Source organism: Streptomyces sp. SudanB182_2057 (assembly GCF_964272715.1).
In the GTDB taxonomy this organism is placed as follows: Bacteria; Actinomycetota; Actinomycetes; order Streptomycetales; family Streptomycetaceae; genus Streptomyces; species Streptomyces rubradiris.
Window position 1 is genome coordinate 3,035,691 of sequence record NZ_OZ186798.1, and the last position, 19,919, is coordinate 3,055,609.

The window sequence follows — 19,919 nt, forward strand, 5'->3', positions numbered from 1 at the left end:
CGCGGGCCCGCCGTGGCCCCCCGTGTCCGCGGGCCCACACCTATGCAACTTACTCACCGTTTACTCGGTTCCCGATTCCGGCCGGGAACGAGGCAGGATTGTGACCATGTCCAACACTCCCATGGCAGCGAGCCCGCTCACCCGGGCCGTACTCGAGATCGACGAGTACGTCTCCGGCCTCGGCTGGGACCAGCCCGCTCGCCTTTTCGCCCTTGTAGACACCGCACGGCTGCGGGCTCAGGAACCTTCGCTCGCGGCCCAGCTGGGCCTCGAGGACGAGTCCGAGACCGCCGGTCTCACCCCGATCGAGCAGGACGAGGTCCCGTCCGGCAAGCCGCTGGACGAGTTCCTCGCCACCATCGCCTGGCCCAACGCGGTCACCGGCTGCGCCCTCACCGTGGAGCGGCTGATGCTGCCGCCGTCCGCCGAGGCCCAGGTGCCCTCCGACCTGGACGAGGCCCGGCTGGCCGAGTGGGTCGCCCGGCATCCCGAGCGCCAGGAGGTCCGCATGACGGTGGCCGTGCTGCGTGACGGCAGCCGCGAGTCGGCGCTGCGGCTGCGCGAGAAGGACACCCCGACGGAGGTCCTGACCGGCCCCGACCTGGTGCCGGGCCTGGCGGACGCGTTGGTGGCCACGTTCGCGGACTGATCCGCCCGTCCGCCGGGGGACGCGCCTCGGCACGGCGTTCCGGCACGGCGCCTCGGTACGGCGTCTCGCTCGGGCGCCGCGGGACGCGCTTCGGTCCGCGGCGCGGTACGGCGCCGGGGGCGCCCCTGTCCATGGGGCGCCCCCGGCCGCGCCACGGCCGCTCAGCTCTTGGCGGTGCACTTCGGCAGGGCGGCGACGTCCCCGCCGCGGATGTCCTCGAGCGCGCCGAGCGCGTCGCCGATGGTCTTGACCTTGACCAGGGTGAGCCCGTCCGGGGTGTCCTTGGCCGCCGCCGCGCAGTTGTCGGCCGGGGTGAGGAAGTACCGGGCGCCCTTGTCCCGCGCGCCGACGGTCTTCATCTCGATGCCGCCGATCGGCCCGACCGTGCCGTCGTCGTCGATGGTGCCGGTGCCCGCGACGAACGTGCCGCCGGTGAGGCTGCCCGGGGTGAGCTTGTCGTAGATGCCGAGCGCGAACATCAGGCCCGCGCTGGGCCCGCCGACATCGGCGAGCTTGATGTCGATGTCGAACGGAAAGGTGTGGTCGGTCCCGGCGGAGATGCCGACGATCGCCCGCTCGGCGCCGCCGTCGTCGGCGGCCCGGGTCGTGATCGTGACGTCCCGCGTGCCGGTCGCCTCCTTGTGGGCCTTCTCGGCGGCCGCCTGGTCCTTGGCCGGGACGATCGTGAAGACGACGTCCTGGCCCGGCTTGTGCTTGGTCACCAGTTTGGCGACGTCGGCGGGCTGCTTGACCGCCGTGCCGTCGACGGCCTTGATCACGTCGCCCGCGTGCAGCCGGCCCTCGGCCGGGGAGCCCTTGACGACCGTGGAGACGATCACCCAGGACTTCACGGGGATGTGCAGCGCCTTCAGGGCGGCGACCTTGGCGCTCTCCTGGGACTGGCTGAACTCCTCGGCGTTCTCCTGGCTGGACTGCTCCTCCGTCTTGCCGTCCGGGTAGAGCGTGTCGTGCGGGACGATCTTGCTGTCGTGGGCCAGCCAGCCGTAGACGGCCTCGACGAGGTTCATCCGGTAGTCGGCGCCGGTGACCCGGACGGTGGTCATGTTCAGGTGGCCGTCGGCCGGGTACGTCTTGTGTCCGGAGATCCGCAGCACCGGCTCGCCGTCGTGCTTCCCGAGCGTGTTCACGGTCGGGCCGGGGGACATCTCCGCGTACGGCACGGGGATGAGCACTCCCGCGCACAGGAGCGCGATCAGCATCAGGGTCGAGGCGAGCATCGTCACGGTGCGGCGTGGCATGCCTCGACAGTACGGGACGACGCTGTCGGCGCGCCGTCAGGGCACCCTCCTCAGGCGCCGCGCGCGCCCGGCCGGGGCTTCTCCATGGCCTCGCGGAACCGGGCGTATCCGTCCAGCTCGGGGCCGTCGGCGCGCACCTTGCGGGTCCGGTTGGCCCAACTGCCCCACAGTCCGCCGCCGACCGCGGCCACCAGCGGGATCAGCAGCCAGACAAGCACCCCCATGCCGACCTCCTACGCCATGAGCGTCCGCAACTGACTGATCAGCAGATTAACCATCCGCACGGACAACGCTCACGCGAGGGTGCCGGTTACGCAACCGGAGAGGGGGGTGTGTCGCTACGCGCCGACCCACCCTCCCGTCGCCCGACCACCACCCCTCAACGACGGCGCTACGCGCCGACCCGCCCTCCCGTCGCCCGACCACCACCCCTCAACGACGGCGCTACGCGCCGACCCATTCCTCGGTGCCGTCGGAGAACTGCTGGTGCTTCCAGATGGGCACCTCGTGCTTGAGGTCGTCGATCAGCTTGCGGCAGGCGTCGAAGGCCTCCGCGCGGTGCGGGCAGGCCACGGCGACGACCACGGCGAGGTCCCCGACCCGCAGATCACCCACCCGGTGGACGGCGGCCAGCGCCCGCACGGGGTGATCGGCGACGATCTTCTCGGCGATCCGCCGCATCTCGGCCTCGGCGCTGGGGTGACAGGAATAGCCGAGGGCGTCCACGTCGGCGCCGCCGTCGTGGTTGCGCACGGTGCCCACGAACAGCGCGATGCCCCCGGCCGCGGCGTCCCCGACGGCGCGGAAGACCTCGTCCACGGAGAGCGGTGTCTCCCGGACGGCGATCAGTTTGACGGGGTTCTCGGCCGTCCGCTCACCCGGGTGGTCGTTCGTGAGTGCCATGCGCCCATCGTGCCCCACGGGTCCGACATCGGGGAATACGGCTTTCAGCAGCACGCACGCGTGCCCGGCTTGGAGACTTCTACAGGGCTTGCCGCCGGCCCTCGCGGACCAGGGCCGTGCCGCCGCGCCTCAGACCCGCCGCCGCGCCTTCCGGGCCCGCCGTACGACGGCCGCCGCGCCCAGCAGGGCGACGGTCGCCCCCGCCGCACCGGCCGCCGTCGCGTCCTTGCGGCCCAGCCGCCGCCCGGCGACCGTGCGCCGCCCGGACACCTCCTCCAGCAGCTCGGCCAGCACCTCCTCGTTGGTCCACTTCGGCCGCCAGCCCGCGTCGTGCAGCCGGCTGCCGCTGACCACCCAGGGGTACATCGTGTACGCCAGGTCCCCCGCCGGGGAGGGAGTGAGCCCGATCCGGTGCAGCCGGGCCGCCGCGCCGAGGGCGACCGCCGACGGCAGCTCCATGCGCCGGATCCCGCTGAGCTCCTCGACCTCCTCCTGCTCCAGCCACCCGTCGCAGCCGACGGCCAGTTCCCCGTCGGCCTTCTCCAGCACGGCGTACTCCAGGGCACTGCACAGGTCCTCGACGTGGCAGAACTGCCACGCGGGCCGCGATCCGGCCACGACCAGCAGCCGCGGCGACTCGAAGTACCTGGTCAGCGCGGTGTCGGTGCCGCCGACCAGGACGGCCGGCCGGACCACGGTGACGTTCAGCCCCGGATGCGCGCGCGGGGCGCGCCGCGCCAGCCGCTCGATCTCCAGCAGGTCCCCGACCCCGGTCGCCTCGGCGGTGGCGCGCAGCTCGGCCTCCTCCGACAGGGGCAGCTCGTTGTCCGGCAGCGCGCCGTAGACCATCGCCGAGGTGCACAGCACCACCCGGCGCACACCGGCCGCCGCGGCGGCCGTCAGCACGGTCTGGGTGCCCCGCACGTTGTAGGCCGTGCGCGCCGCCGGGTCGGTCTCCAGATCGAGGTCGAGGGCGAGGTGGACGACCACGTCGGTGCCGCGCAGCTTGTCCGCGATCGCCGGGTCGCGCACGTCGAGGATGTGCCACCGGGCCTCGGCGCACTCACCGCGCCGCTCGTCGATGGCGACGACCTCCTTGATCTCGTCGGAGGCGGCGAGCCGCTCGGTGAGCAGGGCGCCGACCCCGCCGGCCGCGCCGGTCACCGCGACGACGGGTCCGCGCACGGCGGAAGAGGTTGAACGGTTTCGCGCTGCGCGAACCTGCGGATCTGGGGAACTCACCGGGCGTCTCCAGCGGTTGTCTTCAGTACGCGCGCGAGTGACGCGTACGTACCAGGTGCATCCATCCTGCCGCAGGCCTTCCGCAGGCGAAGCACCGAGGCCCGATCGGGCCCGGGTGTCTACGCTGGGTGGTGTTGTCGGGCAGCCGCGCCGCCGGAAGAACCGGTGGCCTTACCAGCCGAGGAATCCCGTGAGTGACACCCCATTCGGTTTCGGCCTTCCGCCGGAGGAGCCGGAGGACGGCGACGAGGGCAAGAAGAAGGACCAGCAGAGCGGTGGTGGGCAGGGACCGGCGAACCCGTTCGGTTTCGGCGGCCTGCCCGGAGCCGGCGGCTTCGGCGGCCCCGGCGCGGACAATCCGTTCGCCGCCATGTTCGGCTCCCTGAACCCCAGCGACCTGGGTGCGGCCTTCCAGCAGCTCGGGCAGATGCTCTCGTACGAGGGCGGGCCGGTGAACTGGGACATGGCCAAGCAGATCGCCCGCCAGACGGTCGCCCAGGGCGCGCCGAACGGCACGAAGGACGCCAGCGTCGGCGCGGCCGAGCGCCGGGCCGTGGAGGAGGCCGTCCGCCTGGCCGACCTGTGGCTGGACGACGCGACGTCCCTGCCGTCCGGTTCCGCCTCAGCGGTGGCCTGGTCGCGGGCGGAGTGGGTCGAGGCGACCCTGCCCGCCTGGCAGGAGCTGGTCGACCCGGTCGCCGAGCGGGTCGGCGCGGCGATGGGCGACGTGCTGCCGGAGGAGATGCAGGCCATGGCGGGCCCGCTGATCGGCATGATGCGCTCGATGGGCGGCGCCATGTTCGGCACGCAGATCGGGCAGGCCGTGGGCGTGCTCGCGGGCGAGGTCGTCGGCTCCACCGACATCGGCCTGCCACTGGGCCCGGCCCGCAAGGCCGCCCTGCTCCCGGCCAACGTGGAGGCGTTCGGCAAGGACCTGGGCGTGCCGCAGGAGGAGGTGCGGCTCTATCTCGCCCTGCGCGAGGCCGCCCACCAGCGGCTGTTCGCGCACGTGCCGTGGCTGCGCTCGCACCTGTTCGGCGCGGTCGACGGCTACGCGCGCGGCATCAAGGTCGACACGGCCAAGCTGGAGGACGTGGTCGGCCAGTTCGACCCGCAGAACCCCGAGCAGCTGCAGGACGCGCTCCAGCAGGGCATGTTCCAGCCGGAGGACACGCCCGAGCAGAAGGCGGCCCTGGCCCGTCTGGAGACGGCTCTGGCGCTCGTGGAGGGCTGGGTGGACGCGGTGGTGCACGCCGCCGCGAAGCCGCGTCTGGGCTCCGCCGACGCGCTGCGCGAGACGCTGCGCCGGCGGCGCGCCACCGGCGGCCCCGCGGAGCAGACGTTCGCCACGCTGATCGGCCTGGAGCTGCGTCCGCGCCGGCTGCGTGACGCCTCCCGGCTGTGGGCCTCGCTCACGGACGCGCGCGGCGTCGACGGCCGGGACGGCCTGTGGGCCCACCCGGACATGCTGCCGACCGCGACCGACCTGGACGACCCGGACGGTTTCGTGCACCGCGAGCAGCTGGACTTCTCCGAGCTGGACAAAATGCTCGGCGAGGCGGCGGGCGGCGACCATGGCAAGCCCGACCTGCGCAAGAAGGACGACGACGAGACCAAGGGCGACGACACCGAGTGAGCCTGTACGACGACGCGGTCCTGGTCCTGAAGGGGTACGAGGGCCAGGAGGAGCTGCGCCAGTCGTACCTGGACCACCTGGCGACCCGCCCGGACGGCATGTGGAAGGCCTGTGACGCCGGTCATGTCACGGCCAGTGCCCTGGTCGTCGACCCCGGGCGCGGCCGGGTGCTGCTCACGCTGCACCGGAAGCTGCGGATGTGGCTCCAGATGGGCGGTCACTGCGAGCCGGGCGACCCGACGCTCGAGGCGGCGGCCCTGCGGGAGGCGACGGAGGAGTCCGGGATCGCGGGGCTGACCCTGCTGCCCGGCGGCCCGGTGCGGCTGGACCGGCATCCGATCCCGGCGCCCTGCAACTGGCACTTCGACGTGCAGTACGCGGTCCTGGCCCCGCCCGGAGCGGCGTGGGAGATCAGCGAGGAGTCCCTGGACCTGCGCTGGTTCGGCTACGACGAGGTGGCCGGGGTGGCCGACGAGTCGGTCGTGCGACTGGTGGAGGCCACGCGCGCCCGGCTCTGACGGGTGTCCTACGCGATGTAAGGGGCGATCGCCTCGGCGGTCGCCCCTTACCCGTGTCCGGCTCAGCTCCAGACGTTGCCCTGGTTCTGGCCGCGCGCCCCCTGCTGGCCCATGCCGAACTGGGCGGCGAGGCCCTGCCCGATCACGGCGTTCTGCGGCGGCAGCAGCTCGCTGGGCTGGACGAGCGCGAACCCGGAGCCCATGAAGCTCAGCTCCCAGCCCTCACCGGTGCTGCCACGCCGGCGCCACACCCCGGAGGCGTGCGTCTGGGCCTGCATCTGCACGCGCAGCCCGGTGGACCAGGCGACGATCGCGTCGGCGTCGCAGTTGACGTACCTGTCGGGCGTGACCCGCATCAGCAGCGGGGCGCCCGAGGTCATCAAGGCGACCCTGCCGCGCCCGGTGATGTTGAGCTGGTACTTCCCGGAGCCGGAAATGCCGTACAGGCTGTCGACGGCGACGACCTCGTAGTGCAGTGCGGAGTCCATGGCGAGGACGTAGGAGCTGTCGACGGTCAGCCCGTCCTGCTCGATGTCCACGATGTGCACGTGCTGGGCGAGGTTGGCGAGGTAGACCGTGCCCTGGCCGTGGCAGCGCATCAGGTCCAGGCCCTCGCCGGTGTGCGCACGCGCGCGTGCCTGCCGGTTTCCCTGGTGCTCGGCGTCGAACTCGACCAGCCCCTGGTAGGCGACCATGGTGCCCTTGCGGGCGAGGAGGTCGTCGTGGCCGTCCAGGGCGATCCGGAGCAGCTGCGCGTTCTGCAGGCTCCAGCGCTCCTGGGTCTGGAGATCGTTGTGCGCGAAAAGCGGGCTCTGCATGGTGTTCTGGCTCCCCCTCAGCCCCGGATCCGGAGGCGGTCGGTGCTGTCCTCGCTGGGCTGGACGACGACGATGCCCTGTCCGGAGAAGGCCATCTGGTAGGCCTCGCCGCTGCCCCGGCCGATCAGCGACTGCGCCTTGAAGCTGCGCTTGCCCTTCACCTTCAGGTTCGGCGACCAGGCGACCAGCGCGTCCGGGTCGACGTACGTCTCGTCCTCACCGCCCCCGCAGTCCACGACGATCGGCGTGCCCCGGGAGGTCAGCGCGACCCAGCCCTGGCCGGAGATCCTGGTGTTCCACAGGCCCTGCCCGGCGAACTTCGCGAGCCCCTTCACGCGCTCCACGCCCCAGGTCAGATGGGCATCGAAGGCGAGGAGGTTGGTGGCGTTGACGGAGATGCCGTCGCCATTGAGGTTGATCACGACGACGTCGGCGCCGTAGTCGGCGAGGTAGAGCAGGCCGTCACCGGAGCACTTCATCAGCGGTGCGCCCTCGCCGGTGGCCCAGTCGCGGGCGATCTGGCGGACGGCCGGCGGGTTGGGCTCGTACTGGATGAAGCCCTCGTAGGCGACCATCGACCCCACGCGCGCGAGGAGGTCGTTTCCGGTCTGCATGGCGACCTTCAGCATGTGGCTGCCGTGGTTCTCCATGCGGGCGGTGACGGGCGCGGGGGCGAAGCCCGCGAGCGGCTGGTTCATGACGGGCTCCCTCAGACCTCGTACGGCTGGACGACGATGAAGTTGCCGGGCGCGCCCCGGAACTGGAGGTTGACGCTCTCACCGGTGTCGCCCGGGTAGGCGTTGCGACGCATGCGGACCTGGCTGGAGACGATCACCTGGGAGCCGGCCGACCAGGCGACCACGGCGTTGCAGTCGGCGAAGGTGGTCGGCGTGACCGGCAGCACCACGGGCGTGCCGTGCGTCTTGACGACGATCGTGCCGGTGCCCTGGAACTGCATCGTGAACAGCGCGCCGCCGGGGATGCCATGGCCCTCGATCCGGCGGACCTCGTAGCTCAGGCTCTCGTCGAAGGCGAGGACGTTCTCCGCGGACACGCAGATCGCGTCGCCCTGGAGCTCGACGGGGTGCAGGTGGGCGGAGTTCTCGGCGAGGAACACCTGGCCCTGGCCGGAACAGCGCATGAGCTGCATTTCCTGGCCGGTGGCGTTGCCCACGACGCGGCCCATGAATCCGGCGCCCTTGTAGCCGAAGTCGACCTTGCCCTGGTAGAGCACCATGCTGCCCTGCCGGGCCAGCACCGGCTGCCCGCCGATGCCGAGGTCGACGCGGACGAGCGTCTGGTTCTGCTGCGTCCAGCGCTGCCCGGTCGGCGTCTCCTTGTACGCCTGGAGCGCGGCCGTCACCCCGGCACCGCCCTGGGGCGCGCCCTGCGGCACCTCGTAGGCGGCGGGCCGGCCGGGCGCCTGCCCGTAGCCCGGCGGCATGGGCGGGGCGGGCTGGCCACCGCCGCCGTAGGGGGCGGGCTGCCCGCCGTACCCGGGGGGCATCGGCGCGCTCGGCTGTCCGCCGTACGACGGCTGCTGGGGTGGCTGGCCGTAGGGCGCGGGGGCCGTGGGGGCGGCCGGCGGGGGAACGGTGCCGTCGGGCGGGGCGAGGGGGGCGACGACCGTGGGAGCGACATGCACGTTCGGCGCGGGCGCCGGGGCCGGGGGCGGGGTGTGGCCGGGCGGCGGGGCGAAGCCCTGCGGGACGGGGGCGGGCTGCGGGGCGGGCGCGGGCTGCGGGGCGGGCGCGGGCTGCGGGGCTGCCTGGGCCGGCGGGGCGGCGAACGCGGGCGGCGTGGCCTGGGCGGGCGGGGCGAATCCGGGGACCGCGCCGGGCTGCGGCTGCTGCGGGGCGGCGGGGGCCTCCTCCATCACCTCGCCGCCGAAGTTCTTCAGCAGCGCCTCCAGGCCGCCGTCGAAGCCCTGTCCGACCGCGGCGAACCGCCATCCGTCCTTGAAGTAGAAGTCACCGAGCATCACGGCCCGCTCGGTGGAGAACTCGGAGCCGTCGAAGGAGTACCGCGCGACCTCCTCGCCGCCCGCCACGATGCGCAGGTACCCGGGGGCTATCCGCGACATCTGGCCGGCGCCGTCTATGGTCGCCGTGAAGGACAGCTTGCGGATCTGGGAGGGGATCCGGTCGAGGGTGACCCGGAAGGACTCGGTGTCGCCCGCCTGCGCGCCCAGCAGCTGGATCGACTCCTCGGGCGACTTCGGCTGGTTGAAGAAGACGAAGTACCGGTCGTCCGAGAGCCGTTCGTCGGCGTCCAGGCCGAAGCAGCTGATGTCGAAGGTGAGACCGGGAGCCGAGATCTGCACGCCTACGTACAGATCCGTGCCCAGCGTGAGGTCACTGATCCTGGCCTTGTGGCCGCGTTGGAATTCCCTGGCCATGCGTTACGACCGTCCCCCATCCCGAGTGTGAGTGCGTCGCGCCAGGCTAACGGCAAAGACCGGCAGCGCCCCCGAAGGGTCCTGGTCGGTACAGAGCCGGTACACGATCACACCCGACCACGGACACTCCGGGGTCGGGGACAGGGCGGGGAGTGGATCCGCCGAGGTGGCCGGCGCGTCGGGGGCATCAGCACGCAGGGGCGTCAGCACGCGAGGGCGCCGGCAGTCAGGGCGTCAGGCGTCGTCCCGTTCGCCGCGCGCGCCCGGCACATGCGGCAGCCGTGCGGCGGCGACGACCCCTTCCAGATAGCCGCGCGCCCGCTCGGTCCGCGGGTATGCCTCCAGCAGCCGCCAGAAGTCGGGGCCGTGCCCGGGGACCAGCAGATGGGCCAGCTCGTGGCAGAGCACGTAGTCCACCACGTACTCCGGCATCCCCTGGAGGCGGTGCGAGAGCCGGATGCTGCCCTCGGCCGGGGTGCACGAACCCCAGCGGGTGTTCTGGTTGGTGACCCAGCGCACGGAGGCGGGCCGGGCGCGGCCGGCGAAGTACTGAGCCGACAGCCGCTCGGCGCGCTCGGCCAGCTCGGCGTCGCCCAGCAGTTTCCTGCTCTCCTGGGCGGCGAGTTTGTCGAGCATGACGGTCACCCAGCGCTGCTCCTCCGCCTTGGACATCCGGGCGGGGATCAGTACGACGGTGCGATCGCCCTCGCGGTACGCGGAGACCGTGCGACGGCGCCGGGCGCTCCTGCGGACCTCGATCGCGCTCGCCCCCGGGCCGCCGGGCGGCTGGGTCGTCGTGCTGCGCTGTGGTTCACCGGCGCGGTACAGAGGGTCGGCGGGCACGCCCCGACGTTACCCGGTGGGCGGCGGCAAAGTCCCGGCTCCGGGAGGGTTCGCCGCCGATCCCCCACCATGTGTTTGATTCGTACGATCGCTCCACCGATCTTGTTTGCCCATGTTCATCCCACTACCGGCCGGCGACGCGCCTGATTTGTACGACTAACCGGTCCGCCTGTGGATAACTTTCGGCGCCCGGCGGCGGGCCCGGGCATGCTGGCAGGCGTCGGCGGAACGCGACCGGTTCCACCGGCGAAGGCGCAGTCCGCGTCTCCCTTCCGCTCTTCTCCGCTTTTCCGTTCCGGGCGTTTCCGGCGAGTACGGGGGTCTGTCATGCATCCGATGGTGAAGCCCGCGCTGCGGCGCGGCTGGCGCGACCGCGGCACCGTGCAGTTCGGGATGACCCCGGCGCACGCGGTGACACTGGGCCCGGTGGACCCGGCGACGGAGGGCCTGCTGCAGCTGCTCGACGGCACCCGCGGGCTGGCCTCGCTGCGCGCGGAGGGCAGCCGGGCGGGCGTGCCGGCCGCCCGGGTCGACACCCTGGTGGCCCGGCTGGCCCGGGCGGGTCTCGTCGACGACGCCCGCGGCGGCGGTCCGGCCGCGCACGCGCTGCGGGAGAAGACGGACGTCCTCGACCGGCTGCGCCCCGACCTGGCCTCGCTGTCCCTCGTCACACCCGAGCCGGGCGGCGCACCGGCCCGGCTCGCCGCCCGGCGCGCGCTGCGGGTCCGGGTGCTCGGCGCGGGCCGGGTCGGCGCCCTGCTGGCGTCGGTGCTGGCGGGCGCCGGCGTGGGCGAGGTCGACGTGCACGACGTGGGCCGCGTGGAGCCGTGGGACCTGGCGCCGGGCGGGCTGACCGCCGAGTCGCTCGGCGACCGCCGGGACGCGGCGGCGCGGGCCGCCGTCCGCCGCGCCGCGCCCGAGCGCCCGCCGCGCCATGCCCACCGCCCGGGGTCGGGCGCCGGGGACCCGGGCTTCTCCCTGGTGATCCTCGCGCCCCGGGAGGACATCGCCGTGCACGCCCCGGACCCGTGCGCCGCCGAACCGCTCCTGGCCTCCGGCACCCCCCATCTGTACGCCGGTGTGGTGGAGGGCACGGGCGTCGTCGGGCCGCTGGTCCTGCCCGGTGAGTCGGGCTGCGCCGGATGCCTGGACCTGGACCGCCGGGACCGGGACCCGGTCTGGCCCCGGCTGGTCACCCAGTGGCGTTCCGGCCGGGTCCGCCGGGTCGGGGCCTGCGACCTGGCCCTGGCCACGACGGTGGCCGGTCTCGCGGCGACCCATGCCCTGGCCTTCCTCGACGGGCGGTCACCGGCCGGCGCGGGCACCCGCTGGGAGGTCTGTCTGCCCGGCCTGGACTGGCGCGCCCGCCCGGTCCGGCCGCATCCGGAGTGCGGCTGCGGGGCGGCGAGGAGAAGTAAACGGGAGCGCTCCTCAACCGACGGCGGGCGGCGCGAGACAATGGCGGTGCAACGGCCGTCGACGGAGCGACAACGCCAAGCAGGCGCGGCACGGCCGACTGGGACCTGGAGGGCGCATGTCTGATCTTCCCCGGAAGGCGGTCACCCGTACCGCCAAGCTCGCCGCGCTCCCGCTCGGCTTCGCCGGCCGGGCGACCTGGGGGCTGGGCAAGCGGATCGTGGGCGAGTCCGCGGAGCTGGTCGGCCGCGAGCTGCAACAGCGCACGGCGGAGCAGCTGTTCAAGGTGCTCGGCGAGCTGAAGGGCGGTGCGATGAAGTTCGGGCAGGCCCTGTCCGTCTTCGAGTCGGCGCTGCCGGAGGAGGTCGCCGGCCCCTACCGGGCGGCCCTGACCAAGCTCCAGGAGGCTGCCCCGCCCATGCCGACCCGCACGGTGCACACGGTGCTCGAGGAGCGGCTGGGACCGGACTGGCGGGAGCTGTTCGAGGAGTTCGAGGACAAGCCGGCCGCCGCGGCCTCGATCGGCCAGGTCCACCGGGCGGTGTGGCACGACGGCCGCGAGGTGGCGGTCAAGGTGCAGTATCCGGGCGCCGGTGAGGCCCTCCTGTCCGATCTCGGCCAACTGAGCCGCTTCGCCCGGCTGCTGGGCCCGCTCATCCCGGGCATGGACATCAAGCCGCTGATCGCGGAGTTGCGGGACCGGGTGTCCGAGGAACTGGACTACGGCCTGGAGGCCGAGGCCCAGTCCGCGCACGCGCGGGAGTTCGCCGGTGACCCGGACGTGGTCGTCCCGGCGGTGGTGCACCAGTGCGAGCAGGTCCTGGTGACCGAGTGGATCGACGGCATCCCGCTGTCGGAGATCATCGCGGACGGCACCGAGGAACAGCGCGACCGGGCCGGTCAGCTGCTGGCCCGCTTCCTCTTCTCGGGACCGGCGCGCACCGGCCTGCTGCACGCCGATCCGCATCCGGGCAACTTCCGGCTGCTGCCCGGCGGCCCGGGAGGGGAGGACGACTGGCGCCTGGGCGTGCTGGACTTCGGCACGGTCGACCGGCTCCCCGGCGGCCTGCCGACCCCGATCGGCGTCTCCCTGCGGATGACCCTGGACGGGGAGGCGGAGACGGTCTACGAACTGCTCTGCGCGGAGGGGTTCGTGAAGGAGACCATCGAGCTGGACCCGGAGGCGGTCCTGGACTACCTGCTGCCGATCATCGAGCCGGCCCGGGTGGACGCGTTCACCTTCACCCGTTCCTGGATGCGCGGCCAGGCCGCCCGCATCGCCGACCCCCGCTCCCCCGCCTACCAGCTCGGCAAGCGGCTCAATCTGCCGCCGGCCTATCTGCTGATACACCGGGTGACCCTCAGCACCATCGGGGTCCTGTGCCAGCTGGGCGCCACGGTCCGGCTGCGGGACGAACTGGAGGAATGGCTGCCGGGCTTCGTGACCGGCGCGGCCGAGGCCGGCCCGGACGAGGAGGAAGCCGCGGCGGGGGCATGATCCGGCGCGCCCCGGGCTTCGGAACGGGCTTGCCGCCGGGGCACAACGCGGCGCGGAGGCCGGTCCGTTCGGCCGGACCGGCCCCCGCGGGGAGCTTCGCCTCCCGGGTCCGGGAGGCCACCGCTGTTCAGGCGTTCGTCACTGCATGACGGCCATGGCGAGCGCGCGGCGCGCGCGCAGCGAGGCGCGCTCGGCCCGGCGCTGCATCCGCTGGGCGACCGCCAGGCGCATGGCCCGGCGTTCCCGCACGGCGTCATGAAGCCGGTCGTGCATATGCGCACGAGCCAGGGCTTCTTGCATGAGTTGCATCTCGTGGTTCCTGTTCTGGCGCGCTTCGGTCGCGCCGATGTTGGTGGAGTCTGGGGTCACGGAGCCGGCGGGCTCGCTGGTGGACGGCTTCATCGGGGCCTGCTTCTTGGGGTCGTGCGTGAGGGGGCGATCGATGGTTCCTGCGGTGTTCATGCCGTGACCGGGTTCTTCCGCGGGCGGCCACGCGGCCGCTTCCGGGCGACGACGACACCCTGCACGAACAGCTCTCCACCCCAGACGCCCCAGGGCTCGCGCCGCTCCTTGGCTCCGGCGAGGCAGGCCTCGATCAGCGGGCAGGTGCGGCACAGGGACTTGGCGTACTCCACGTCCGCGGGCGACTCGGCGAAGAAGACCTCCGGGTCGTAGGAGCGGCAGGGAACGGCTACGCCGAGGTTCTCGATGGCGTCGTCGAGCGCGGTGAGCGTGGTGAGGGGGGTCAAGGTGGAGTCCTCCGTGAGGCCGGGCGGGGGGATCGTTTGGGAAGGCGGTACGGACGGGGCGTGCGCTTCGAGTTGCACGATCTGTCTTCCTCGTCTGTTCAATCCGGCCGGTTGACCGGGTGTCGGCTGGGTACCGGGTTCTTTTCTTGTCCCGAGGCCCCTTCACTCCGCCGTCCCGTTCGGGACAAACAGAAGGGCCGCGGATCCCGGATGGGGTTCCGCGGCCCTGAAGGCGCCGGCCTGATCGGCGATCAGGCTGGATCACTCCAGGGTTCTGGCCCACGGAAGGCCCACATCAGGTGGTGCTGCGTCGTCTGCTTCCGGAATCCGGCACCGGCCGCCGCAAAGGCATAGGCGTGCGCCTGTGCCGCTGCCGCTTCCAGTGCCTTGCTCGGTCGCTCATCGCGCTCGCGGACGGGAAGGACCGCGAGGGCAACGGGGGACGCCGGACGCACGGCAGAGATGCCGGACAGACCGGTGCCCTGGTTCGAGGCGCCGAGCATGCACGTGGAGACGGTCGAGCGATCGGTCAGTTTGGCCGTGCTGATGGTGTTGAAGTTGATGCTGATCACTGGACTCGCCTCCTCTCGGCGTCTCAGGGACTGGAGTGAACCAGTCCGCTCGGATATGCAAGTACAACACGGAACCGGGGCCTTCGAGAAGGCCGCTGCTTCCGTGCCTAGAACCTATGGGGATTGCCGGGGCATGCGCAAACTATTTTTTCGACGAGTTCCCCTCACTCGTCCCCGTCGGCTTCATCAGGCTCTTGACCTGCGCAGATGGCCAGAACATCGGCGCCGTAGCTGCGCAGCTTGCGGCTGAGGACACCAGGGATGCGGGCGAGTTCCGCGGAGGTCTCCGGGCAGGCTTCCGCGATGGCCATGAGCGTCCGGTCCGTGAAGACGCAGAAGTCCGGCTGGCCGCTGCGCTCGGCCTGGACCGCCCGCCACTCGCGCAGCCGCTCGTAGAGCCCCTCGTCCATGTCCGAGGGGCAGTCGGCGCAGCGCATCAGCTTCATCTCGCCCGCGTCGGTGAGCGTGCGGCCGCAGACCCGGCAGCGGGCGGGGGTGCGCTGGGTGCGCCGGGGGGCTGCGACGGCACCGCCGGTGAACCCGCGCTCGACTCCGCCGCCCGTGCCGGAGCCGGTGTGTCCGACGGTGGGGGTGGTGCCGGGACGCAGGCCGTCCAGGAAGCGGCTCGGTCTGCGGTTGGGGCGCCCGCCGGGCGAGCGGGACAGGGCCCAGGAGACATGGAGGCGTTCCCGGGCGCGGGTGACGCCGACGTAGAGCAGCCGGCGCTCCTCCTCGATCTGCTCGTCCGTGCGGGCGTAGGTGATGGGCATCATGCCCTCGGCGACGCCGACCAGGAAGACGACGTCCCACTCCAGGCCCTTGGCGGCGTGCAGGGAGGCGAGGGTGACGCCCTGGACGGTCGGGGCGTGCTGGGCGTTCGCCCGCTCGTCCAGTTCGGCCACGAAGTCGGCGAGGGTGGCCGTGGGCCGGGCGGCGGCGAGGTCGTGGGCGAGACCGACCAGGGCGGCCAGGGATTCCCAGCGCTCCCGGACGGCACCGGAGCCGGCCGGTGGCTCGGTGGTCCAGCCCTCGCCGGACAGCACCGCCCGCACCTGCGAGGGCAGGTCCACGACGTCGTCCAGCAGGGAGTCGTTGCCGCCGAAGCGGGCCGCGCCGCGCAGGGCGAGGCCGGCCTTGCGGACCTCGGGCCGGTCGAAGAAGCGCTCGGCTCCGCGCAGCTGGTAGGGGACCCCGGCGTCGGCGAGCGCCTGCTCGTAGGTCTCGGACTGTGAGTTCGTGCGGAACAGCACGGCGATCTCGGCGGCGGGGACACCGGCGTCGATCAGCTCACGGATGCGCCGGGCGGCGCCCTCGGCCTCGGCGGGCTCGTCGGTGTACTCGGTGTAGACGGGCTCGGGTCCCGGGGGGCGCTGGGAGACGAGTTCCAGCCGGTGTCCGGCGGCGCGGCCCTTCGCCTGGGCGAGCAGGCCGTTGGCGAGGCGCACCACCTGGGGGGTCGAGCGGTAGTCACGGACCAGCTTCACGACCGTGGCCCCGGGGTGCCGGACGCGGAAGTCGAGCAGATGGTCGGGGGTTGCTCCCGTGAACGAATAGATCGTCTGGCTGGCGTCACCGACGACGCACAGGTTGTCCCGGTCGCCGAGCCACAGGTCCAGCAGCCGCTGCTGGAGGGGGCTGACGTCCTGGTACTCGTCCACGACGAAGTGCTGGTACTGCGCGCGGACCTGTTCGGCGATGTCGTGCCGGTCCTGGAGGACGGCGACGGTCAGCAGCAGGACGTCCTCGAAGTCGATCACCGCGCGGTCGCGCTTGAGGTCCTCGTAGGCGGCGTAGAGGTGGGCGATCTCGGCCGGATCTCGGGGGGTCTCGCGGCCGGCCTTCACAGCCGCGTACGGGTAGTCGGCGGGGACGGTCTGGGTGACCTTGGACCATTCGATCTCGGCGGTCACGTCCCGCAGCTCGTTGCGGTCGAGGCGGGTGCCCAAGGACGCGGCGGCGTCGGCCACCAGCTGGATCTTGCGGTCCACCAGCCGGGGCATGGAGCCGCCGATCGCTTTCGGCCAGAAGTACTGGAGCTGGCGCAGGGCCGCGGAGTGGAAGGTGCGGGCCTGGACGCCCTGGGCGCCGAGCTGGCGCAGCCGGCCGCGCATCTCTCCGGCGGCGCGGTTGGTGAAGGTGACGGCGAGCACGCTGGACGGGTGCAGGATGCCGGCCCGTACCCCGTAGGCGATGCGGTGGGTGATCGCCCGGGTCTTGCCCGTGCCCGCTCCGGCCAGCACGCACACCGGACCGTGCAGGGCGGTGGCCACTTCGCGCTGCTCGGGGTCGAGCCCTTCGAGCACCGCGTCGGGCGACTCCGGGACCCGCGGGAAGAGGGTGGAATGCGTTGCTGCTGTCACACCGCCATGCTGCCAGGTCGCCCGGGACGGCTGTACGAGTTGTCCACAGGCGGGGGCGCATAGTCGTACTGATTACAGGCTGATCGTCGTACCGATGCGGCAGGCATCACACCAAAGGCGTAGGGAGGAACGGGGGAAGGGAAGGGAACGCACCCCGCCCGGGAATGAGGCCCCGCCCGCCCGTGTTCTCCTTCGCGACGGGATTTTCCGAGCCGTGCGAGGAGAGCGAGAGACATGCAGGGCACTGTGACGATGTACAGCACGACGTGGTGCGGCTACTGCCGGCGGCTGAAGAGCCAGATGGACCGGGAGGGCATCGCGTACAGCGAGATCAACATCGAGCAGGACCCCGAGTCCGCCGCTTTCGTGGAGAAGGCGAACGGCGGCAACCAGACGGTCCCGACCGTGCTCTTCCCCGACGGCTCCACGCTGACGAACCCGTCGCTGGCCCAGGTGAAGCAGAAGCTCTCCGTGTGACGCTTCGCGGCTCGCGCCGCGATCGAGGTGAAGGGCCGCCCCGGCACGACCGGGGCGGCCCTTCACGCGTCACATGAAACCGCGGGTCGGCAGGGGCTTGCCGTACCACATCTCGATCAGCCGGGCCGCGATGGAGATGCCGTAGGGCGGCTGCACCTCGCCGGACTCGAAGGCCGCGTGCAGTTCCTCGCGGGAGAACCAGCGGGCCTCGTGGATCTCGTCGCCGTCGACATCGATCTCGGTGGTCGTGGCGCGGGCCATGAAGCCCAGCATCAGGCTGGACGGGAAGGGCCAGGGCTGGCTGGCGACGTACTCGACCGGGCCGACGGTGACGCCGACCTCCTCGGACACCTCGCGGCGCACCGCCTGCTCGATGGACTCGCCCGGCTCCACGAACCCGGCGAGCGTGGAGAAGCGGCCCTCGGGCCAGTGCACCTGCCGGCCGAGCAGGATGCGGTCCTCCTCGTCCGTCACCGCCATGATCACCGCCGGGTCGGTGCGCGGGTAGTGCTCGGCGCCGCACGCCGGGCAGCGGCGGATGTGGCCGGCCGCCGCGATGACCGTGCGCTCACCGCAGCGGGAGCAGAAGCGGTGGGTGCGCTGCCAGTTCTCCAGGCCGACGGCGTGCACCATGAGCCCGGCGTCACGCGCCGACAGCAGCAGCCCGGCCTCCCGCAGCCCCGCCGGGCGCGCGGACTGGTCGATCCGGCCGGGCAGCGAGTCCTTCTGGAGCGCGAAGTAGCTGACGCCCTCCTCGTCGATGCCGAGGAAGTAGCGGTGTGCCTCGGTGAGCGGCGCCTCGAAGGACGGCGTCATGACGAGTTCGGTCCGGCCGTCCGGCGTCTCGTCGATGAGCACCTGGCCGCCGGAGACCACGAAACAGCGGGTCGTGGGGTGGCTCCACGCCGCCGCGAGCCAGGCCTCGTCCAGCCGGTGGTGGGCGGCGCGGTCGATGCCGCTCGGAGCGGTCAGCGAGATGGGTCGGTCGGCTGTGTGGTCGGTCCAGGTGGTCACGTGTGCTTCCAACTCCCCCAGTACAGCGGTTAGCGGCGGGCGGTTCGGCGGGACGTGGGCGGGAGGGCACCGGGTCGGGCGCGGGCGGGGCGGGCGGGACGGTCCTTCCAGTGTGCCCCGCGCGCGGTGCCCTTCCGTACGGCGCCGGCCGGTCAGGGCGCGGTACGCCAGTTCCGGGCCAGGTCGTCCCATAGGTAGGCGCTGGTCTCGACGCCCTTGAGGAGGAGGTCCAACTCGACCTTCTCGTTGGGGGCGTGCCAGCCGTCGGACGGGACGGAGATGCCCAGGAAGAGCACCGGCGCGCCGAGGACTTCCTGGAGGTCGGCGGCGGGTCCGGAGCCGCCCTCGCGGGTGAAGCGGACCGGCTTCTCGAAGGCACGGCCCATGGCGCGGACCACGGACCGCAGCGCGGGGTGGTCGAGCGGGGTCAGGCACGGGCGCGTGGCCGAGCCGAAGACGGTCTCGCACCGGATCCCGGGGGGCACCTGCTCGGCGGCCCACGCGCGCACGGCCTTCTCGATGTGGTCGCGGTCCTGGCCGGCGACCAGCCGGAACGACAGCTTCACCATGGCCGTGGACGGGATGATCGTCTTGCTGCCGGGGCCCTGGTAGCCGCCGCCGATGCCGTTGACCTCGGCGGTGGGCCGGGCCCAGACGCGCTCCAGGGTGGTGTAACCGGCCTCGCCGTGCGGGGCGTACGACTTGGCCGTGCGCAGCCAGCGCTCCTCGTCGAAGGGCAGCTCGGCGAACAGCTCGCGCTCGCGGTCGGTCAGCTCCACGACGCCGTCGTAGAAGCCGGGTACCGCCACGCGCCCGTGCTCGTCGTGCAGGGTGGCGACCAGGCGGGCGGCGGCGGTGGCCGGGTTGGGCACGGCCCCGCCGAAGGAGCCGGAGTGGATGTCCTGGTCCGGCCCGTGGAACCGGATCTCGCACTCCGCGAGGCCGCGCATGCCGGTGCAGACGGTCGGGGTGTCCTCGGCCCACATGCCGGTGTCGGAGACGATCACGGCGTCGGCGGCGAGCCGACCGGCCCGCTCCTCCACCAGCGCCCGGAAGTGCGGGGAGCCGGACTCCTCCTCGCCCTCGATCAGCAGCTTGAGGCCGACGGCCGGCGTGCTGCGGCCGGTCGCGGCGAGGTGGGCGCGGACGCCGAGTGTGTGGAAGAACACCTGGCCCTTGTCGTCGGCCGCGCCGCGCGCGTAGAGGCGGCCGTCGCGCACGACCGGCTCGAAGGGGTCGCTGTCCCAGCCGTCCTCGCGGGCGGCGGGCTGCACGTCGTGGTGGCCGTAGACCAGGACCGTGGGGGCCTGCGGGTCGTCCGAGGGCCACTCGGCGAAGACGGCGGGGGCGCCCGGGGTCTGCCAGACCTCCACGGTGGGGAAGCCCGTGTCCTTGAGCTTGCCGGCGAGCCAGTCGGCGCTGCGCCGTACGTCGGGCGCGTGGTCGGGCCGGGCCGACACCGAGGGGATGCGCAGCCACGCGGCGAGGTCGTCGAGGAAGGCGGCGCGGTGCCGCTCGATGTACGTGCGGACGGCGCTGTCCGGGGTCTGGCTCATGCTCCGAGCCT

20 protein-coding genes are annotated in these 19,919 nt (G+C 72.7%); 6 read left to right on the plus strand and 14 right to left on the minus strand.

Annotated features, from left to right (window positions below; genetic code table 11):
* Positions 1–106: 106 nt before the first annotated feature.
* Positions 107–649, plus strand: a complete 543-nt coding sequence (locus ACSURM_RS12910; RefSeq protein WP_436955133.1) for a PPA1309 family protein — start codon at positions 107–109, stop codon at positions 647–649.
* A 161-nt stretch (positions 650–810) separates the two neighbouring features.
* Here the strand turns inward: ACSURM_RS12910 and ACSURM_RS12915 are convergent, their stop codons facing one another.
* The 4 genes from ACSURM_RS12915 to ACSURM_RS12930 form a co-directional block, all read right to left on the minus strand.
* Positions 811–1,908: a YlbL family protein gene (locus ACSURM_RS12915; RefSeq protein ID WP_436955134.1), complete on the minus strand. Its 1,098-nt coding sequence runs from the start codon at positions 1,906–1,908 to the stop codon at positions 811–813.
* A 50-nt stretch (positions 1,909–1,958) separates the two neighbouring features.
* Positions 1,959–2,132: a hypothetical protein gene (locus ACSURM_RS12920; protein ID WP_436955135.1), complete on the minus strand. Its 174-nt coding sequence runs from the start codon at positions 2,130–2,132 to the stop codon at positions 1,959–1,961.
* Between the two features lie 220 nt (positions 2,133–2,352).
* On the minus strand, positions 2,353–2,811 hold the full coding sequence (locus ACSURM_RS12925; RefSeq protein ID WP_436955136.1) for a molybdenum cofactor biosynthesis protein MoaE: 459 nt from the start codon (positions 2,809–2,811) through the stop codon (positions 2,353–2,355).
* 129 nt (positions 2,812–2,940) lie between these two features.
* Positions 2,941–4,053: an SDR family oxidoreductase gene (locus ACSURM_RS12930; protein WP_436955137.1), complete on the minus strand. Its 1,113-nt coding sequence runs from the start codon at positions 4,051–4,053 to the stop codon at positions 2,941–2,943.
* A 190-nt stretch (positions 4,054–4,243) separates the two neighbouring features.
* Here ACSURM_RS12930 and ACSURM_RS12935 point away from each other — a divergent pair, with 190 nt between their 5' ends.
* Positions 4,244–5,689, plus strand: coding sequence for a zinc-dependent metalloprotease (locus tag ACSURM_RS12935; protein WP_436955138.1), 1,446 nt, complete (start codon positions 4,244–4,246; stop codon positions 5,687–5,689).
* Positions 5,686–6,207 (plus strand): NUDIX hydrolase, encoded by a 522-nt coding sequence (locus ACSURM_RS12940; protein ID WP_436955139.1) that lies wholly within the window; start codon positions 5,686–5,688, stop codon positions 6,205–6,207. Before ACSURM_RS12935 ends, ACSURM_RS12940 begins: the two co-directional genes overlap by 4 nt.
* A 62-nt stretch (positions 6,208–6,269) precedes the next feature.
* Here the strand turns inward: ACSURM_RS12940 and ACSURM_RS12945 are convergent, their stop codons facing one another.
* The 4 genes from ACSURM_RS12945 to ACSURM_RS12960 all read right to left on the minus strand — a co-directional run bounded on the left by ACSURM_RS12945 (position 6,270) and on the right by ACSURM_RS12960 (position 10,266).
* Positions 6,270–7,025, minus strand: a complete 756-nt coding sequence (locus ACSURM_RS12945) for an AIM24 family protein (RefSeq protein ID WP_436955140.1) — start codon at positions 7,023–7,025, stop codon at positions 6,270–6,272.
* A gap of 17 nt (positions 7,026–7,042) precedes the next feature.
* Positions 7,043–7,723 (minus strand): AIM24 family protein, encoded by a 681-nt coding sequence (locus tag ACSURM_RS12950; protein ID WP_436955141.1) that lies wholly within the window; start codon positions 7,721–7,723, stop codon positions 7,043–7,045.
* Positions 7,724–7,734: 11 nt separating this feature from the next.
* Positions 7,735–9,423, minus strand: coding sequence for a TerD family protein (locus tag ACSURM_RS12955; RefSeq protein ID WP_436955142.1), 1,689 nt, complete (start codon positions 9,421–9,423; stop codon positions 7,735–7,737).
* A 234-nt stretch (positions 9,424–9,657) separates the two neighbouring features.
* Positions 9,658–10,266: a M48 metallopeptidase family protein gene (locus ACSURM_RS12960; protein WP_436955143.1), complete on the minus strand. Its 609-nt coding sequence runs from the start codon at positions 10,264–10,266 to the stop codon at positions 9,658–9,660.
* Between the two features lie 327 nt (positions 10,267–10,593).
* On the opposite strand from ACSURM_RS12960, the gene ACSURM_RS12965 reads away from it, so the two are divergent.
* Together ACSURM_RS12965 and ACSURM_RS12970 are read left to right on the plus strand one after the other, a co-directional pair.
* The gene (locus ACSURM_RS12965; RefSeq protein WP_436955144.1) at positions 10,594–11,808 is read left to right on the plus strand and encodes a TOMM precursor leader peptide-binding protein; all 1,215 of its coding nucleotides are present in this window, start codon (positions 10,594–10,596) and stop codon (positions 11,806–11,808) included.
* Positions 11,801–13,180, plus strand: coding sequence for an ABC1 kinase family protein (locus ACSURM_RS12970; RefSeq protein WP_436955145.1), 1,380 nt, complete (start codon positions 11,801–11,803; stop codon positions 13,178–13,180). Before ACSURM_RS12965 ends, ACSURM_RS12970 begins: the two co-directional genes overlap by 8 nt.
* A gap of 138 nt (positions 13,181–13,318) precedes the next feature.
* Here ACSURM_RS12970 and ACSURM_RS12975 read toward each other — a convergent pair whose 3' ends face one another.
* The 4 genes from ACSURM_RS12975 to ACSURM_RS12990 form a co-directional block, all read right to left on the minus strand.
* Positions 13,319–13,642 carry a hypothetical protein gene (locus ACSURM_RS12975; RefSeq protein WP_436955146.1) on the minus strand — a complete coding sequence of 108 codons (324 nt, stop codon included), beginning with the start codon at positions 13,640–13,642 and terminating at the stop codon, positions 13,319–13,321.
* Positions 13,639–14,007, minus strand: coding sequence for a WhiB family transcriptional regulator (locus tag ACSURM_RS12980; RefSeq protein ID WP_381554710.1), 369 nt, complete (start codon positions 14,005–14,007; stop codon positions 13,639–13,641). Before ACSURM_RS12980 ends, ACSURM_RS12975 begins: the two co-directional genes overlap by 4 nt.
* A gap of 173 nt (positions 14,008–14,180) precedes the next feature.
* Positions 14,181–14,501: a hypothetical protein gene (locus tag ACSURM_RS12985; protein ID WP_436955147.1), complete on the minus strand. Its 321-nt coding sequence runs from the start codon at positions 14,499–14,501 to the stop codon at positions 14,181–14,183.
* A gap of 164 nt (positions 14,502–14,665) precedes the next feature.
* Positions 14,666–16,861 (minus strand): ATP-dependent DNA helicase UvrD2, encoded by a 2,196-nt coding sequence (locus tag ACSURM_RS12990; RefSeq protein WP_436955148.1) that lies wholly within the window; start codon positions 16,859–16,861, stop codon positions 14,666–14,668.
* Positions 16,862–17,095: 234 nt separating this feature from the next.
* Between ACSURM_RS12990 and ACSURM_RS12995 the strand changes: the two genes are divergently transcribed.
* A complete protein-coding gene (locus ACSURM_RS12995) occupies positions 17,096–17,338 on the plus strand; it encodes a mycoredoxin (RefSeq protein ID WP_436955149.1) in 243 nt (80 codons plus the stop codon).
* Between the two features lie 69 nt (positions 17,339–17,407).
* Here the strand turns inward: ACSURM_RS12995 and nudC are convergent, their stop codons facing one another.
* Together nudC and ACSURM_RS13005 are read right to left on the minus strand one after the other, a co-directional pair.
* A complete protein-coding gene (gene nudC / locus ACSURM_RS13000) occupies positions 17,408–18,352 on the minus strand; it encodes an NAD(+) diphosphatase (protein ID WP_436955150.1) in 945 nt (314 codons plus the stop codon).
* Between the two features lie 152 nt (positions 18,353–18,504).
* The gene (locus ACSURM_RS13005; RefSeq protein WP_436955151.1) at positions 18,505–19,908 is read right to left on the minus strand and encodes a dipeptidase; all 1,404 of its coding nucleotides are present in this window, start codon (positions 19,906–19,908) and stop codon (positions 18,505–18,507) included.
* Positions 19,909–19,919: the final 11 nt, after the last annotated feature.